Source organism: Geitlerinema sp. PCC 7407 (genome assembly GCF_000317045.1).
Taxonomy (GTDB): Bacteria; Cyanobacteriota; Cyanobacteriia; order PCC-7407; family PCC-7407; genus PCC-7407.
In genome coordinates, this window is sequence record NC_019703.1 from 4,365,710 (window position 1) to 4,380,871 (window position 15,162).

Sequence of the window (15,162 nt, forward strand, 5' to 3'; positions counted from 1 at the left end):
AACGCTTTGCGCAACAAAGCTGAGCGTTGCTTTAAGTTGAATACCCTATTCGTCAGGAAATACGGGTAGATATGCCTATAAAGTTTGCGAAGGTTTCACACAGCCCCGCTTTTTATAAAGCTCAGCTAAAGCCTTTGTGAAGCTAGCGAGCATCCTCCCGTCTCCAAAGGCGCAGCAGATAGTCCTGCGGGTTTTAACCCAGCAAAAAGCCCCAAAACCGTAATTTCTCGGTCATGGCTGCCCCTGATCACGATTGCAGGACTCCAAACGCCATGGTTTCCTGATAGAAAAAGCGCAACCCCGAAGTTTTCTGGCTCGTATTAACAGCTACAGTCCCACGTCCCCGCGACCTTCTACTTTGGAGTTGGGCTCGAAATGTAATAGGCTCCTGACTTTATCCGACGGGCCGCCGTGGGGCGATTGGGCAAAACGTCAGGGGCCGACAGACTACGGGAGAGTAGGTGTGCAGTTCGATAGTTACGATCCGGGAAACTTTTACGACGAATTTTTTGTGGCGCCAGGCCAGCCGCGCCCCTCAGTAGAGCTGTTGATTCGGCGGCTGAACGCGCTGTCGGTGGAAGAGGTGCAGCAGCGCCAGCAGGCAGCCCAAAAGGCCCTGCTCAAGCTGGGGGCGACGTTCAACGTTTACAGCGATCGCCAGGGGACTGAGCGGATTTTTCCCTTCGACATTTTGCCGCGAGTGGTCGCAGCCGCCGAATGGGATGCCCTCGAGCGGGGTCTGCGCCAGCGGATCGAGGCCCTCAACACGTTTTTGAATGACATCTACCACGACCAGAAAATCATCAACGATGGGGTGATTCCAGCGGAGCCGATCTATTCGGCCAAGGGCTTTCTCAAGCCCTGCCTCGGCCTCAAGCCACCCCAGGGCATCTGGTGCCACATTACCGGCACCGATTTGGTGCGCGATCGCGATGGTCAGTGGTACGTCCTAGAAGACAACCTGCGCTGTCCGTCGGGCGTGTCCTACGTGCTCGAAAATCGCCGGGTGATGAAGGGCGCGTTTCCTCAGGTCTTTCAGACCTTAGACATTCGGCCCGTCGAAGGGTACCCCAGCCACCTGCTGGAAACGTTGCTCAATCTGGCACCGCCCACGATCCTGGACCCGACGGTGGTGGTGCTGACCCCCGGCATGTACAACTCGGCCTACTTCGAGCACTCCTTTTTGGCTCAGCAGATGGGCGTGGAGCTGGTGGAGGGGCGCGACCTAGTGGTGGTGGACGGCTATCTGCAAATGCGCACCACCAAAGGGATGCGGCGCGTGGATGTGGTGTATCGACGCATCGATGATGACTTCATGGACCCGCTGGCCTTTCGGTCGGACTCCATGCTGGGAGTGCCGGGCCTGATGGAGGTCTACCGCCAGGGACGGGTGGCGATCGCCAATGCGCCAGGCACCGGCGTTGCCGACGACAAGGTGATCTATGCCTACGTCCCGGAAATGATCCGCTACTATCTGGGCGAAGAGCCCCTGCTCCAGAACGTGCCGACCTATCTGTGCTGGGATGCAGCGCAGCAGGCCCACGTCCTGGCCAACCTCGACAAGCTGGTGGTCAAGGCTGCCAACGAGTCGGGCGGCTACGGCATGCTGGTAGGCCCCCACGCCACGCCCGAGGAGCGGCAAGATTTCGCCCAGCGCATCCAGGCCAACCCCCGCAACTACATCGCCCAGCCCACCCTGGCCCTCTCCCGGGTGCCGACGCTAATTGACAACGCAGTGGAGGGCTGCCACGTCGATTTGCGGCCCTATATTCTCTACGGCCAGGACATTTACATCAATCCGGGCGGGCTGACGCGGGTCGCGCTCAAGCGCGGCTCCCTGGTGGTGAACTCGTCCCAGGGCGGCGGCAGCAAGGACACCTGGGTGCTGACCCAGTAGGGCGATCGCCCGAGCCTAGGGCCGAAAATCCCGCGAGGGCCAGAAATCCCGCGAGGGCCAGAAATTTTTGAAGAACACGGAAAATCTATGCTCAGTCGGGTTGCAGATTCGATCTATTGGCTCAACCGCTACGTCGAGCGGGCGGAGAACATTGCCCGCTTTGTGGATGTGAATGTAAATCTTTTGCTGGACGGGACCACAGGCACTCTCGAGCAGTGGGAGCCGCTGGTGCGCACCACCGGGGATTTAGCCACGTTTCGCGATCGCTACGGCCAGGCGACCGCAGAAACGGTGATTCACTTTTTGACCTTTGACACCGAATACTCCAACTCCATCCTGTCCTGTCTGCACATGGCGCGGGAAAATGCGCGATCGGTGCGAGAAATCATTTCCTCGGAGATGTGGGAGCAGGTGAATGCCTTTTACCTAATGGTGAAAGACGCCTCTCAGGAGCACTCTCTGATTGAGCTACACGAGTTTTGTAGTGAGGTGAAGCTGGCCAGTCACCTGTTTTCGGGGCTGATGGACGCCACGATGAGCCACAACGAGGGCTGGCATTTTGGCCAGATGGGGCGGCTGCTGGAGCGCGCAGACAAGACGACGCGGATCCTGGATGTGAAATACTTTATGCTGCTGCCGTCGCCGGGGGATGTGGGCTCGACCCTCGACGAGCTGCAGTGGATGGCGCTGCTGAAGTCCGTGAGCGCCTACGAGATGTATCGCAAGCGCGGCCAGCACCGGATCACGCCGACGCGAGTGGCCGACTTTTTGCTACTGGATCTGGAGTTTCCCCGCTCGATTCGCTTTTGCTTGCTGAAGGCGGAGGAGTGCCTCCACGCGATCACGGGGACACCGCCCGGGACCTGGCGCTATCCGGCGGAGCGGGCCCTGGGCCGGGTGCGATCGCAGCTTGACTACCTGACGGTCGACGAGATTGTCCAGTCGGGCCTGCACGAGTTCTTGGTGGACTATCTCCAGCTCCAGATCAACGACGTGGGAGACAAGATTTTTGAGGCTTTCTTTGCCCTCCAGCCCATCCAAACCTAGAGGCACCCGTGGCTCACTATCGCATTTGTCATCGGCTGACCTACCGCTATGGCCAGCCGGTCGAGCTCGCTCCCCACAGCCTGCGGCTGCGGCCCCGGCATGATGGCGCTCAGTCTCTCCATCGCTTTAATCTGACGGTTTCGCCGACGCCGCTCGGGATCTCCTGCTTTCCGGACCTCGATGGTCATACAACCCACCGGGCGTGGTTTGGGGCGCAGACTGAGGCGCTGGTGGTGGAGGCGGTGTCCGTCGTGGAGCCTCACTGGAGCAACCCGTTTGGGTATCTGCTGGAGCCCTGGGCGCTGCGCCTGCCGCTGAACTACCCGGTCACGCTGCGATCGCAGCTTCAGCCTTACTTGGTGCCGTCGAGCGTGGACCTGCCGCCGGACCCCGTGGCCTCCCAGCTGGCCATTGAGATCGCCCACGCCGTCGAGGGGGATGTGGTGGCCTTCTTGGGGACGCTCAATCAGCAAATTTATCAAGCGTGCAGCTACGGGGTGCGCGAGACCGGCGATCCGCTGCCGCCGATGATCACCTGGAACCAGCGATCGGGCTCTTGTCGGGACTTTGCGGTGCTGTTTGTGGCGGCGTGCCGGGCGGCGGGCTTGGCAGCGCGGTTTGTCAGCGGCTACGAGGTCGGAGAGCCGGACACGCGCGATCGCCACCTGCACGCCTGGGCCGAGGTGTATTTGCCAGGGGCTGGCTGGCGGGGCTACGACCCGACCCACGGGCTCGCGGTGGCCGACCGTCACATCGCGATCGCCGCCAGCGCCTTTCCCCCCGATGCCGCCCCCATTGTCGGCCAGGTGCGGCCGGGCAGCGTGGCCGCATCCTTGGACTACACCCTCGACATTCAGCACCTCGAGCTCGAGGCAGCCCTCAGCCAGCACCAGAGTCAGACCTAGTCGACAAACCTAGTCGATCAAGATATCCTCTGCCGGATCAGCGCTCGGCAGCTGCTCCCATTCCACGCTGGGCATACAGTCAAAGGCCTGCCGCAGCGAGGTTTCCCACAGCTTGCGGATTTTGGCCAGGTAGGGGTCTCCCAGGCGCAGCCGGAGCTGATGGCGCAGGGAAAAGGTGTTGGCCTCGTACATCACCATGTCGATCGGCGGCCCCACCGACAGGTTGGAGCGCATGGTCGAATCGATGGACAGCAGCGCGCACTTGGCGGCGGCTTCCAGGGGAGTGTCGTAGGTCAGGGTGCGATCGAGAATCGGCTTGCCGTACTTGGTCTCGCCCACCTGCAAGAAGGGCGTTTCCTGGGTCGCCTGGATGAAGTTGCCCTGGCTATAAATTCGGTAGAGCTCGACGTCTTCCCCGGGCAGCTGACCGCCGAGCAAGAAACTGCAGTGGTAGTCGATGCCGTCGCGCTGGAGCCACTCGCGATCGACTTCGTGGACCTGGCGAATTTTGTTGCCGATGTAGCGGGCGACTTTGTCGAGGCTGGGCAGGTTGTAGAGGTTGACTTCGGCGTCGACCTTGATGTCTTTGTGGATGGCGGTGAGGACCGACTGGGTGATGGACAGATTGCCCGCGGTGCAGAGGACCAAAGTGCGATCGCCATTGACCGAAAAGTCAAACAGCTTTTGGTAGGTGGAGATATTGTCGACGCCCGCGTGGGTGCGCGAGTCGGCGGCCATCACCAGTCCGTAGCGGGTAATGATGCCAAGGCAGTAGGTCATGAGGCTCTGGAAGGATTGGTCTGTTTGATTCTAGAGAATCCCGCTGGTCAAACCAATGTCGAACTTCGCCAAATTCGAGGGCTTTTGGATCTCGGGAGAGAGGGCCGGGGGCGATCGCCTGAGGGGTGACCCCTACTTGGGAATTTTAAAAACAGACCTTAGAGTGAAACCAGGCTGGCTTGCAGAGTCAACAGCCCAAAGTTCTCGACTGGCTAAAGCACTTGAGGTTATTGAGGCGATCGCTGTGTTAGACCTTCGCTCATCGTCCCCGACCCGCGACCGAGAGCTCGGACAAGAAGAAGACCTCTCGCTCCCCGACGGCACTTCTCCCCACGAGCTGCTCGACGAAATGCTGCGCACCAAAAAAATGCACTATCAGATGCTGGGGCTAGACACCTGCGCGATCGCCCAAACGATGGATCGATTTTTGCCAGGATTTTGGAGCCGCTTTATGGAAAATCGCCAAGCGGCTCTCAAAGACTTTCTAGAACGGCAGCGCCAAGAGCGCAAAGCCTCCTAGCTGTCGGTCTCGGCAGCCACCTGGGGCAGGCCCATGCTGTAGTTGAGCACGCGGCTTTGGTTGTTGTAGCTGATTTCGCTGTTTTGGAGCAGCGTGCGCACAAAGTGCTCCATATCCGAGCCGATCCGGCGCAGATTGTACTCGGTCAGCTCTTGGCCGCTGTAGGACTCGACCAAATCATCAAAGAGTCGGTAGACCTTCTGAAGCGCATCTTCGCTCCAGAGAAATTCGTTGTCTGGGTCAACGTCCAGCGTCAGTACGTTATTGCTGGGAATCAGTTCCTTGCCTTGGACTTCAGCCGTGAAGATGCGGATATGACGCGTCGTAGACTTTAACAGCATGAGTACTTGTGCGCTCAAAGTGAGGTCATTTCTCCTATTTTGCCATTGTGCTTCCCCTGCGCAGCGCTAGAGCTGAGGAGTTCGCGGGCGGGAGACCGGGCGATCGCCCTACGGAGGTCAGCAGAGCGGGTTCTCGATCACAATCAAAGGCATCGATCGCAGGCTTCTGGCCAGCCATCAAAGCGTGAGTAGCAGCAGCGAGGAGGGTTGCCGTGAAAATTTTGCTGATTCGCCATGCCCAGTCCACCGGCAATGTGGAAAAACGGCTCCAGGGACGGGTGGACTATGAGCTGTCCGCCGAAGGCGTCGCCCAAGCGCAGCGGCTGGGCGATCGCCTGCGCCAAGAAGGCCAGCGGCCCAGCCACGTTTACACTAGCCCCCTCCTGCGCGCTCGGGAAACGGCCCGCCTGATTTTGGCGCAGGTCGGGGTAGCGGATGGGGTGCAGCCCGCGATCGCCGAGGCCCTCCAGGAAATCGACAACGGCATTTTGTCAGGGCTGACCTGGGCGGAGGCCCAGGCGCGCCACGGTGAGCTGTGCGCTCAGCTTGAGGCGTCCCTGGAGTGGCTGCCAGTGCCTGAGGCGGAGGCGCCCCAGACCGTGCGCGATCGCGCCCAGCGCTTCGTCGAAGACTTGCTTCGTCGCCACCACAACGACGATCGCATTTGGCTGGTGACCCACGGCGGGCTGCTGCTGCACCTGGTGGCGGCGCTGCTGGGGAGCGATCGCACCTGGGGCTTTGAGGTGGGGGCGACGGCGCTGTTTGAGTTCTCAGTCGATGGCGATCGCTGGGCCACCGCCAGCGCCCAAAATCGATATAATTCCGAGCTGTGGCGGATTGTGCGCTTCAACGACTCCCAGCACCTGCGGGCAACCTGAGGCCCAGCCTGCGGCCAGCGTCTGCCACGGAGGAGCAAACTGAGGCGGCGCGATCGCCAGTAAAATTCAAAGTGATCCCTTGCCCCCGTGTGCTGGTCACCAAACGATTGGGGTGCAGACCATTCACAGGATGCCAAATTAGCAATGGTGAACTCAGTCAACGATATTGCCAAGCAAGCCCGACGCGGCAGCGTTTCCGCCATCATTCAAATTCTGAATGAGAAGCTCGCGGACTCCGGCGTGAGGACGCGGGCCATTTTCGAAGACGGCATCTTGCAGCTCCTGTGCGAAGCGCCCACCCTCGAGCAGCTCGAAAAAGAAGCGCTGGTCAATCGAATCCAGCACCTCCTAGAGGCGATCGCCCCCCGCAATATTCGCCGCGTCAAAATCAACAGCCGCATCGTCCGCGAACAGCAGCTGCTGTGGCTCGATGACATCAACCGCGATCCAGAAAGCCAGCTCCTGTGGTCCGAGACCATTACCCTGGCCCGCCCTAACCCTCTCAAGAGCCTGGCCGAAGACCTGAAAGCGCGCAAGGACGACGGCGATCGCCCTCCCTTGCCCAAACCTTCGCCCCTGCGCCCCATCCGCGAGCGCAACCAGTTTTGGCGAGGCATCTTGGTGGGCGGGATTGGTCTGGCTCTCTTGCTCTTGCTGTGGCAGCTGACCCAGCGCCGCGAAGCCGTCATCGCCGACGCGCCCCCTGCTGCGCCTCCCGCCAGCCCCGCCGCCTCGCCCGCGAGTCCTTCACCGGCGCCGGCCTCGCCCACGCCAGCGGCATCCCCCACGCCAGCGGCTCCCCCGGCGGGCGCAGGGGATCCTTTCGCGGCGGCGGTCCGCATTGCCGAAGCCAACGCCCGCCTCGGCCAGAGCGCCGACACCCCAGCGGAGTGGCTCGAAATCGCGACGCGCTGGCAGCAGGCCTCGGACCTGATGAAGCAAATCCCGGCAGCAGACGGACGCTACGCCACGGCCCAAGACCGGATTCAGCTATATCAGCAGTACAGCGAAGTCGCCCTCCAGGAAGCCCAAAAGCGTCGCGGAGCCGGAGCGGCCCAGTAGAGCCCGCCCAATCACGCTCGACGGGCAAGAGAAACGCCAGGGCGATCGCCTTTCGCTCGGCAGCCTGTCTGGCATCTTTGCTTTGACGCCTGAGGCTCATTCATTCGCTTTTCGGTCTGCCAAAAGAGAACCTTTTAAAAGACAACTTGCTTGCTGCACAATAGGCGAAGTCTCTGGAAAATTCTGAGCACTAGAAAATCCTGAGAAAAAGCAGATTTCTGAGGCTCTAATTTTCCAGACTTCCCTTTATCAAAAACTCTTAAAAATGATTTCTTCTAATCATGTTCTTTGGCAGCAGCAGCATGTCGTTGATGTGCGGGATGCGGCGTTTGCGGCCCGAACCTATCGCGAACACGCTGACGTGCGGGCTCTTTTGAGGCGGGTGACGGGTGCAGAGCGCCTTCAGAGTGCCTGTGAGGTCGGGGCGGGCTATGGACGGATGACCGTTGTGCTGACCGAGTTTGCAGAGCAGGTGACCGGCCTCGAGCGCGAGCGGCATTTTGTTGAGGAAGCCACTCGTTTGCTGCCAGAAATCACGTTTATCAATGTGGCCGCCCTCACCCAGTTGCCAGTGGCCACAGAAAGCCTTGATTTGGTGCTCACGTTCACGGTTTTGCAGCACCTGATCGACCCCGTGGTGCAGGCAACTTCCCAGGAAATTCTGCGCATCCTGAAGCCGGGCGGTCATTTGCTGATCTGTGAAGAGAGCGATCCGCAGTTGCGGGACGGGGACCTAGAGGATCCGGCAGGAATGTGCACAATTGGCAGGCCGGTGACGGTTTATCAGCAGCTTTTTGGGGCGTGCGAGCTGCTCGCGACCCAGCCGCGCCGCATCGAGCCGACCTATCCTCGAGCAGATGTGGGGACTTACATGCTGTTTCGCAAGCCGGGCTGAGGGTCAGGCGGCCTGAGCTAGGCGAGGCCCTGGAGGTAGGCCTGGAGGGGCGGGTCCGGGAAGCACTGATGCAGAATGGCGAGGGTGCTGCGGATCCACTGGGTGTGCTTAGGATTGTCGGTGGCGGTGGGCTGGAGCATCCAGAGGGTGCGCGATCGCCCTTGGCTGGACCAGCGCGATCGCACTAGGAGGCCGTCTCGGCCGCCGTTGTTGACCGAAGTCAAGCGGCTGGGGTCGATCTGCTGGAGCGTTTGGCAGAGGGCGATCGCGCTTTCGGCAGGGACGAGGGCGACTTCGCAGAGGCGCGATCGCGGCTGCGCCAGCAGATCGCTGAGGGTCTCGGGGGCGCGGTAGGCGGCCTCGAATAGGTCATCGGTGCGCCCCAGCAGCAGCGAAAAGTAGCACTCTACCCCGCTCGGCGTCTGGATCAGCGTGGCGGCGCTGCACCGCTCGAAGGTCGGCACAAAGAGCATTTGGTAGGCCCAGCCGCCGGGGGATGTCTGGGGCTCCGGGCAGCCCAGGGCGCTGAGTAGCGCCCTCTCGTAGCGATCGCTGGCGGGCGAAACGGGCTCCGCTGGAAGAGGGCTCACGAATCCAGGGACGCCTGATACTCCGCCAAAAGGGTGGGGATATGGTCGTAGCCATCGACGCCGATCAGGGCCGCGATCGCCGATCGCTGCTCGGTGCGCAGATTCTCGAACCCCTCCGGGCCGACTTGGCCCCGGAGGACCGTCAGCAGGGCCGCCGACTGCCGCCACTCCTGGGAGGCGATCTGTGCCAGGAGGTACATGCCGAGGCTGCCGTAGCGCAGGGCGAGGCCGTAGCTTTGGAGGCGGTAGTAGGCGTCTGCGAGGTGGCTGAGGTTAAGGGCCTGGAGGTACAGATCGCCGCTAAACTGGGCCGCCTGAATGCCGCCCTCAAGGTAGGCGATCGCCCCTTGGGGCTGCTCTAGGACCAGTTGGGTAAGACCCAGACTCGTGAGGCACAGGGCCTGACTCTGGCGATCGCCCAGCCGCTCCGCCAGCTTGAGGCCCTGCTGGAGATAGTCCATGGCCATTTCGTAGCGATCGGCCTCGCTGCCGAGATCCTGGCGGGCCTGGAGCACCTCGCTGTAGCCAAAGTTGGCCAGGGCGTTGGCTTCGCCGGGGCGATCGCCCGCCTGACGGCTCAAGATCAGCGCCTGCTGACTGTAGCGAATGGCCTCGCCGTAGGACTTTTGGCTGACGTAGGTGCGGCTGAGGTGGTTGAGGTCGGCGATTTCGCAGGGGCGATCGCCCGCCGCTCGGGCAATCTCCAGGGCCTGCTCATAAAGGGCGATCGCTCGGTCTGCATGGCCCTGGGCGCGGGCCGAGTTGCCCAGCAGGGTGAGAATTCGGGCTTTTTCTTGGGTGCCCTCCACACGGCTGAGGGGCTCGTCGAGGTAGTGAAGGGCCTCGCGCATGTACTTGCCCGCAAAAGAGGCGTAGAGGCTGCCGTAGAGCGGGAAATAGTCGCGCTGGGAAAAGGCCCGCAGGACCTGGAGGGTGACCTGGAAGCAGCCATCCACCAGCAGAGCGCGAAAGCCGCTGCTGAGGAAAGAAGATTGGCCAAAACCATTGGCCATCTGAGACCAGATGACAGCAAAGGTCAAAAAGGTGCTGATCGACAGCTTGGAGCCCACCTTGGAGTCGTAGACCAGCTTGTCGAACCAGGCTACTAGCCCCTGCTGGAGGCACTGCAAAACGATGGCCAGCGCCACCATATCTTCGAGGGTCCAGTCGCGCTGGTGGGCGGCCCATTCGGTGGCGCTCTGATCAAAGGCCAGGGACTGCAAGAGGGACTGGGGGCGATCGCGGCCCACCTGCTGCGCCCACAGCGCCCAAGGCCCCGACTGCCCCGGTACCCCGCCAAAGCCGATGTGTCCCTGGCCCTGGTCATAAATCCAGCTCACCAGATGGTTTTCGAGGCGCTGCCAGTCGACCAGGCCCTGCACCAGTCCCCGGGCGATCGCGCGGATTTCTTCAGCGCCGTGGTCGAGGGTGGCGGCGCGCGTTTCCAGGATCTTGGCGAGGGACTGGATCTGGGCCAAGGTCAGGGGCGGCTGACGGTTGGGGTCCATGGCCCGCAGGAGAATGCTCAGGCGATCGCTCGGGGCCGCCTGGATCAGGGCGTCTGCGGTAGCGGCGATCGCCGTGGTGGCCTGGTGATCGACCTGCCAGCGCTCCCATTCTCCCTGAATGGTTTGCAGCGCCCGCTGGATCCGCGTCGCTTTGGCCAGCTTGAACTCGTCGGTCTGGGTTTCCACCTGGCGCTGGGTGGCCACGAGCTGGTCGCCCAGACAGCGCTCAAAAATTTCTCCAGTACCGGGCGCAACATTCTGGACGAGCAGACGATAGACCTGCTCTTTGGAGCGGATTTTGCCCTTGAGGGTGGTCTGGACAATTTCGTCGATCAGCTCGCTGTAGCGATCGCTGAGGGCAACAGAGTTCGACATGGGTCTAGGGCCACAACTACCTACATCAGGAATCCCAGAGCGGCTTGGACCGCCGCTGGCAGGACTCCTCTATAGGATGCAGTCTAGCGATTTCTGGGCAGCTTTCACTGCCGCTTGGCCGCTACGTTTTGTGATGGGGAGGGGCGATCGCGCTTTGCTGCCAACCGAGGGCGGTTAAGGACGGCTTTTTCGACCTTCGCCCGGTGCTCCGATTCGCTAAAATCGCAGCATCGATGCCCTCTGAATGGATGCCAATCATGAGCTACTCCAACGATGATCTCGAGCAACGCCTGCGCGAGCTAGAAGTGGAAGTGGAGGCCAAGCCGGTCCAGCCTCGCCTCACTTCGGCAGAGCCGCCGGTTGCCCATCAAGCTGCGGGGGAGGTCTCGGGCCAGGGCGATCGCAACTTGCTTGACCAAGTGCTGAACTGGTTTGACGGCCTGCCCACCGTGGGCAAGATTGCCGTAGGCGTGGGCGCGGCTTTTGTCGGTTTGTCCGTTTTGCGGTTATTTTTTCAGCTTCTGACAGCGCTGATTGGGTTAGCATTTTTGAGCCTCGTGGTATACGTGCTGTACCGCGTATTCGTGGCTTCTGATTCCAACTCTTCTCGCTAGACAGGAACGTCCAGCATGTCGGGTCCCACCGTTGGTCGTCGAGCTTCATCCCTGAGCCCCCAACGGGGACGCTTGCGGCGGATGCCGCTGATCTTGCGACGCTGCGGTGCGTGGGCGCTGGAAGTGTCTTTATTGGTCGCTAGCGGCTGGATTCCCTACGAGCTGGGCCGCCAAGCGATGGTGCAATCAGGCGCGGGGTCAGCGCCGCTGCTGGCTCCGGTGGCCCAGGCGGATCAGGCGATCGCCCAGACCCTGGCCCTGCCGCGCCACGATCGCCCTCAGGTGGTGCCTCCCGCGACGAATCTGCTGTGGTCTGCGGCCCTCGTGATGCCAGCGGCGATCGCCACCTGGCAGCTCTGGCGACTCGCCAAGACCGGCCAAACCCTCCCAAAATCCTGGCTCAATGTGCGGGTGGTGAATCGCCTGAGCGAGCCGCCCGGCCTGGGCCGCGCCCTAATCCGCGAAGGGATCAGTCGCTGGAGCCTGCCCCTGGGGCTGGCCTACTTTTTGTGGCGCTATAGCTGGGCCTTTCCGAGCTTGGGCTGGCTAACCGGCCTAGCCGCGATCGCCGTCCTGAGCGAAAGCTTCAGCGCCCGGTTCCATCGCCAGCGCCGCGCCCTCCACGACCGACTGGCGGGCACCTACGTGGTCAACGGGGCGGGTCTGGCGGGCGGGTCTGCGCCGACACCAGCCGCGCGATCGACCGATGAAGAGTGGCGCAATGCCGAAGTGTGGGACCCCGAAGGCGCGATCGTCGCGTCGGTGGTGTTTTCGCCGGAGCAGCCTCCGGAAGCCAGCGGGCTGTGGTGGTGGATGCGTCGCCATCCCGGCCTGACGCTGCTGTTGGTGGCTCTCTCGGCAAGCGCCGCGGTCTTGGGCACCTTTGTTGGCACCCAGGTTTACATCCAGGGGCAGGCGAACTGGCGGGCCGATCGCCAGCGCTACGACGAAAAGTTTTTGCAGCTGGTGAATCAGGCCACGACGCCCACCAGCCTGGAGGCGCAGCGAGGAGCCATTTTGGCCTTGGGAACCCTGGATAATCCGGACGCGGTGCAGGTTTTGGCGGATTTGCTGAGCCAGGAGGAAGAGCCGGTTCTGATCGAAGCAATCCAGCAGGCCCTGGTGAGCACGGGCGGGCGATCGCTCCCCTACCTGCGCCGACTCAACCAGTCCAACCAAAATGACTTGGCAGCGCTCAATCGCGCCGATGGCGATCGCGTGCGGGCGATCGCCCTGCGCCAGCAGGCCACCCAGCGGGCGATCGCCAAGCTCCTCACCCTCGAGAGCGGTCAGCTCCGCGAGGGAGACCTCAGCCGCGTGAATCTAGCCGAATCCGGCACTCCGGCCCCTTTTACGCTGGTTCTAAACCAAATTGATCTAGCGGGCCTCAGTTTTCAAAACGCCAAGCTGGCGGGCGCTGAATTTCGCGGCAGTCGCTTCTATGGCCTGGGCGGCGATGGGCGCGCGGGCACCTTCGACGACGCGATCGCCGTGTTTAATGGCGCCGAGCTCAAGGAAGTCGACTTCTCTGGGGCTGACCTGCGCTATGGCCAGCTCCAGCGCACCAACCTCCTGCGGGCGCTGCTAACCAAGGCCCAGCTTGGGGATGCCAGCCTCGCCCACGCCAACCTCAGCAGCGCCCAGCTGATCGGCGCTGACCTCCAGCGCGCTGACCTGACGAGCGCCAGCCTGACTGGGGCCGCCCTAGGCAGCGCCAATCTCTCCCAAGCCACGCTCCGCGAGGCCAATCTGGGCGCGGCGATCGCCGTTGCGGCCCAGCTGACCGGGGCCGATCTGGTTCAGTCGGACTGGCGCGCCGCCAATCTCTCCCAGGCCACGCTCCAGCGCGCCAACCTCCGCCAAAGCGACCTGAGCCGCAGCAACCTCTCCCAGGCCGACCTGCGCGATGCCCAGCTCCAGGACGCGAGCTTTCGCTTTGCCAATCTGGCGGGCGCGGATCTGCGCGGCGCCAATCTCCAGGGCGCTGATTTTGCGGGCGCGACGTTCTTTCAGGCGCGATCGCTGAGCTCCAGCGAGTTCATCCAGCGACCCACCGCCGAAAGTGCCCCCGGCCTCCAAGGCGTCAACTTCACCCAGGCCCGCAACCTCTCCGAGGACCAGCTCGCCTACCTCTGCCCCCAAGGCATCAGGCATCCCGCCTGCGAGTAAGTTAAAAGGCTTCACTTACTAAGCGCAATTTCTTACTCGTAGTGCGTCCACATTCGTAAGATTTTGACAATCTCCTCTGCTTCAAGAACTTCATAGACTAGTCGATGTTGCAGGTTAATTCTTCTGGAGTATGCTCCATTTAAATCACCTATGAGCTTTTCATAAGGTGGCGGATTTTGAAACGGATTAATTTCCAAAATTTTGAGTAAACTCTGCGTTTTCTCTTTCAAGCTGCTCGAAGCTAATTTTTTGGCGTCTCTCTGTGCCTGTTTTGTATAGACAAGTTTCCAGGTCACCAGTCTAGCTCCTGGCTGCACTCTTCTACAGGAGTTTCTAGTCCTTCGCGAATAGACTCACGCATTCCTGGGATAGAGAGAAGATAAAGTGTTTCCTGAACAGAAGCCCAATCAGCTTCAGAAACTAGGACTGCGTTGCCACTTGATCCTGTGATGACGATCGGCTGGTGCGATTGACGGACAGAATCAATTAACTCCTGTAACTTTTCTTGGGCTTGATTGACTGGAATCATAAGCTTCTAAACTCCAGAATCTACGGTTTTGAAAATCTAAGAAATGTAAGTCTTATCAATCTTTTACAAAGCTCTCTTAGGCCAAAAGAGTTCTTTGTTGAGGTTGAGCAGTTTTTCACTAGTGTAGTTTGTTAGGAAAGTTCTTGTTTCCAGACTCACCGTGAGATTGGTTTAGCAAAAAAATCCTCATCCGGTGCGAGAAGCTCGGATGAGGAAAGAGGGATGGTGTAAGGAATCGGTGAAAGTTAGCTTGCTTTGGGGGTGGTGCGCAGGGTGAGGCTGAGCCACTTGGTGCGCACCAGTTCTTGGAGCAGGTAGTAGATAAAGGCTGAGTTGGTGCTGAGGTAGCGGCCCATGAGGCGGCGGGGTTCTTGGAGGAGACGGTAGAGCCACTCTAGGCCGGACTGCTGCATCCATCGGGGCGCGCGGGTTTTGTGGCCAGCGAGTACTTCGAAGCTGCCGCCGACGCCCAGGGCAACATTGACGCCCAGGGAGGCCCACTGCTCCGCCAAAAAGACCTCTTGGCGGGGGACACCCATGCCGACGAGGAGGATCTGGGCGCCGCTTTCTCGGATGGCTCGCGCGCGATCGCCCGCTTTCTCGGGACCGAAGTATCCGTCATCGAAGCCGCACAGCCGGAGATTGGGATAGCGCGTTTTCAGCAGGTTGCTGACCTTCTCGATCGTGGCTTTTTCGGCGCCCATCAGGTAGATGCCAAAACCTTCTGCGGCGGCGGTGGCGGCGATCGCCTCTACCAGGTCCACTCCCGTCACCCGCTCGGGCAGCGGCTGCGACAGCCAGCGAGACGCCCACACCAGGGGCTGACCATCCGCCACGATGAGGCCAGACTGCTCAACGATGCGCTGCAACAGCTCATTGGAGCGCATCATCATCAAAATGGCGACATTCACCGTGGAGATATAGCCGCGATCGCCCCTGTGAATGACCTGCTTGATCCATTCCAGGGTCTCGCCAAAGGTCACCGCGTCGAACTGGCCGTTAAGAATAGGAACCCGCTTCATATCCAAAGCCCTCAAAAAATGGTGTAAACG

16 protein-coding genes are annotated in these 15,162 nt (G+C 61.1%); 9 read left to right on the plus strand and 7 right to left on the minus strand.

Annotated features, from left to right (window positions below; all coding sequences use genetic code 11):
- Positions 1–463: 463 nt before the first annotated feature.
- The 3 genes from GEI7407_RS17840 to GEI7407_RS17850 all read left to right on the plus strand — a co-directional run bounded on the left by GEI7407_RS17840 (position 464) and on the right by GEI7407_RS17850 (position 3,849).
- Complete coding sequence (locus GEI7407_RS17840) at positions 464–1,897, plus strand: circularly permuted type 2 ATP-grasp protein (protein ID WP_015173611.1); 1,434 nt, start codon at positions 464–466, stop codon at positions 1,895–1,897.
- Between the two features lie 87 nt (positions 1,898–1,984).
- Positions 1,985–2,944: an alpha-E domain-containing protein gene (locus GEI7407_RS17845; RefSeq protein WP_015173612.1), complete on the plus strand. Its 960-nt coding sequence runs from the start codon at positions 1,985–1,987 to the stop codon at positions 2,942–2,944.
- A gap of 8 nt (positions 2,945–2,952) precedes the next feature.
- The gene (locus GEI7407_RS17850; protein ID WP_015173613.1) at positions 2,953–3,849 is read left to right on the plus strand and encodes a transglutaminase family protein; all 897 of its coding nucleotides are present in this window, start codon (positions 2,953–2,955) and stop codon (positions 3,847–3,849) included.
- 9 nt (positions 3,850–3,858) lie between these two features.
- Here GEI7407_RS17850 and GEI7407_RS17855 read toward each other — a convergent pair whose 3' ends face one another.
- Positions 3,859–4,629 carry a proteasome-type protease gene (locus tag GEI7407_RS17855; RefSeq protein WP_015173614.1) on the minus strand — a complete coding sequence of 257 codons (771 nt, stop codon included), beginning with the start codon at positions 4,627–4,629 and terminating at the stop codon, positions 3,859–3,861.
- A 244-nt stretch (positions 4,630–4,873) separates the two neighbouring features.
- Here GEI7407_RS17855 and GEI7407_RS17860 point away from each other — a divergent pair, with 244 nt between their 5' ends.
- Positions 4,874–5,149 carry a hypothetical protein gene (locus tag GEI7407_RS17860; RefSeq protein ID WP_015173615.1) on the plus strand — a complete coding sequence of 92 codons (276 nt, stop codon included), beginning with the start codon at positions 4,874–4,876 and terminating at the stop codon, positions 5,147–5,149.
- Here the strand turns inward: GEI7407_RS17860 and GEI7407_RS17865 are convergent.
- A complete protein-coding gene (locus GEI7407_RS17865) occupies positions 5,146–5,490 on the minus strand; it encodes an NAD(P)H-quinone oxidoreductase subunit M (RefSeq protein WP_015173616.1) in 345 nt (114 codons plus the stop codon). The genes GEI7407_RS17860 and GEI7407_RS17865 overlap by 4 nt on opposite strands.
- A 212-nt stretch (positions 5,491–5,702) precedes the next feature.
- Between GEI7407_RS17865 and GEI7407_RS17870 the strand changes: the two genes are divergently transcribed.
- The 3 genes from GEI7407_RS17870 (at position 5,703) to GEI7407_RS17880 (ending at position 8,325) form a co-directional block, all read left to right on the plus strand.
- A complete protein-coding gene (locus tag GEI7407_RS17870; RefSeq protein WP_015173617.1) occupies positions 5,703–6,368 on the plus strand; it encodes a histidine phosphatase family protein in 666 nt (221 codons plus the stop codon).
- 144 nt (positions 6,369–6,512) lie between these two features.
- The gene (locus tag GEI7407_RS17875; RefSeq protein ID WP_015173618.1) at positions 6,513–7,430 is read left to right on the plus strand and encodes a hypothetical protein; all 918 of its coding nucleotides are present in this window, start codon (positions 6,513–6,515) and stop codon (positions 7,428–7,430) included.
- Between the two features lie 265 nt (positions 7,431–7,695).
- Positions 7,696–8,325, plus strand: coding sequence for a class I SAM-dependent methyltransferase (locus GEI7407_RS17880; RefSeq protein ID WP_015173619.1), 630 nt, complete (start codon positions 7,696–7,698; stop codon positions 8,323–8,325).
- A 17-nt stretch (positions 8,326–8,342) separates the two neighbouring features.
- On the opposite strand, the gene GEI7407_RS17885 is transcribed toward GEI7407_RS17880, so the two are convergent.
- Together GEI7407_RS17885 and GEI7407_RS17890 are read right to left on the minus strand one after the other, a co-directional pair.
- Positions 8,343–8,915: a hypothetical protein gene (locus tag GEI7407_RS17885; protein ID WP_015173620.1), complete on the minus strand. Its 573-nt coding sequence runs from the start codon at positions 8,913–8,915 to the stop codon at positions 8,343–8,345.
- Positions 8,912–10,798 (minus strand): tetratricopeptide repeat protein, encoded by a 1,887-nt coding sequence (locus GEI7407_RS17890; protein WP_015173621.1) that lies wholly within the window; start codon positions 10,796–10,798, stop codon positions 8,912–8,914. The genes GEI7407_RS17885 and GEI7407_RS17890 overlap by 4 nt, the downstream gene beginning before the upstream one ends.
- A gap of 257 nt (positions 10,799–11,055) precedes the next feature.
- Here GEI7407_RS17890 and GEI7407_RS17895 point away from each other — a divergent pair, with 257 nt between their 5' ends.
- Both GEI7407_RS17895 and GEI7407_RS17900 read left to right on the plus strand, forming a co-directional pair.
- Complete coding sequence (locus tag GEI7407_RS17895) at positions 11,056–11,412, plus strand: hypothetical protein (RefSeq protein WP_015173622.1); 357 nt, start codon at positions 11,056–11,058, stop codon at positions 11,410–11,412.
- Positions 11,413–11,427: 15 nt separating this feature from the next.
- Positions 11,428–13,581, plus strand: a complete 2,154-nt coding sequence (locus tag GEI7407_RS17900) for a pentapeptide repeat-containing protein (protein WP_015173623.1) — start codon at positions 11,428–11,430, stop codon at positions 13,579–13,581.
- A gap of 32 nt (positions 13,582–13,613) precedes the next feature.
- On the opposite strand, the gene GEI7407_RS20475 is transcribed toward GEI7407_RS17900, so the two are convergent.
- The 3 genes from GEI7407_RS20475 to GEI7407_RS17905 all read right to left on the minus strand — a co-directional run bounded on the left by GEI7407_RS20475 (position 13,614) and on the right by GEI7407_RS17905 (position 15,132).
- A complete protein-coding gene (locus tag GEI7407_RS20475; protein WP_015173624.1) occupies positions 13,614–13,877 on the minus strand; it encodes a Txe/YoeB family addiction module toxin in 264 nt (87 codons plus the stop codon).
- The gene (locus GEI7407_RS20480; protein ID WP_015173625.1) at positions 13,874–14,110 is read right to left on the minus strand and encodes a type II toxin-antitoxin system Phd/YefM family antitoxin; all 237 of its coding nucleotides are present in this window, start codon (positions 14,108–14,110) and stop codon (positions 13,874–13,876) included. The genes GEI7407_RS20475 and GEI7407_RS20480 overlap by 4 nt, the downstream gene beginning before the upstream one ends.
- A gap of 245 nt (positions 14,111–14,355) precedes the next feature.
- Positions 14,356–15,132: a WecB/TagA/CpsF family glycosyltransferase gene (locus GEI7407_RS17905; protein WP_015173626.1), complete on the minus strand. Its 777-nt coding sequence runs from the start codon at positions 15,130–15,132 to the stop codon at positions 14,356–14,358.
- Positions 15,133–15,162 lie beyond the last annotated feature (30 nt).

Bases quoted from the DNA above. Each gene is read 5' to 3' on its own strand.
- GEI7407_RS17865 (WP_015173616.1), bottom strand. From the start codon at position 5,490: ATGCTGTTAAAGTCTACGACGCGTCATATCCGCATCTTCACGGCTGAA.
- GEI7407_RS17845 (WP_015173612.1), top strand. From the start codon at position 1,985: ATGCTCAGTCGGGTTGCAGATTCGATCTATTGGCTCAACCGCTACGTC.
- GEI7407_RS17905 (WP_015173626.1), bottom strand. From the start codon at position 15,132: ATGAAGCGGGTTCCTATTCTTAACGGCCAGTTCGACGCGGTGACCTTT.
- GEI7407_RS17890 (WP_015173621.1), bottom strand. From the start codon at position 10,798: ATGTCGAACTCTGTTGCCCTCAGCGATCGCTACAGCGAGCTGATCGAC.
- GEI7407_RS17855 (WP_015173614.1), bottom strand. From the start codon at position 4,629: ATGACCTACTGCCTTGGCATCATTACCCGCTACGGACTGGTGATGGCC.
- GEI7407_RS17900 (WP_015173623.1), top strand. From the start codon at position 11,428: ATGTCGGGTCCCACCGTTGGTCGTCGAGCTTCATCCCTGAGCCCCCAA.
- GEI7407_RS17880 (WP_015173619.1), top strand. From the start codon at position 7,696: ATGATTTCTTCTAATCATGTTCTTTGGCAGCAGCAGCATGTCGTTGAT.
- GEI7407_RS17895 (WP_015173622.1), top strand. From the start codon at position 11,056: ATGAGCTACTCCAACGATGATCTCGAGCAACGCCTGCGCGAGCTAGAA.
- GEI7407_RS20480 (WP_015173625.1), bottom strand. From the start codon at position 14,110: ATGATTCCAGTCAATCAAGCCCAAGAAAAGTTACAGGAGTTAATTGAT.
- GEI7407_RS17875 (WP_015173618.1), top strand. From the start codon at position 6,513: ATGGTGAACTCAGTCAACGATATTGCCAAGCAAGCCCGACGCGGCAGC.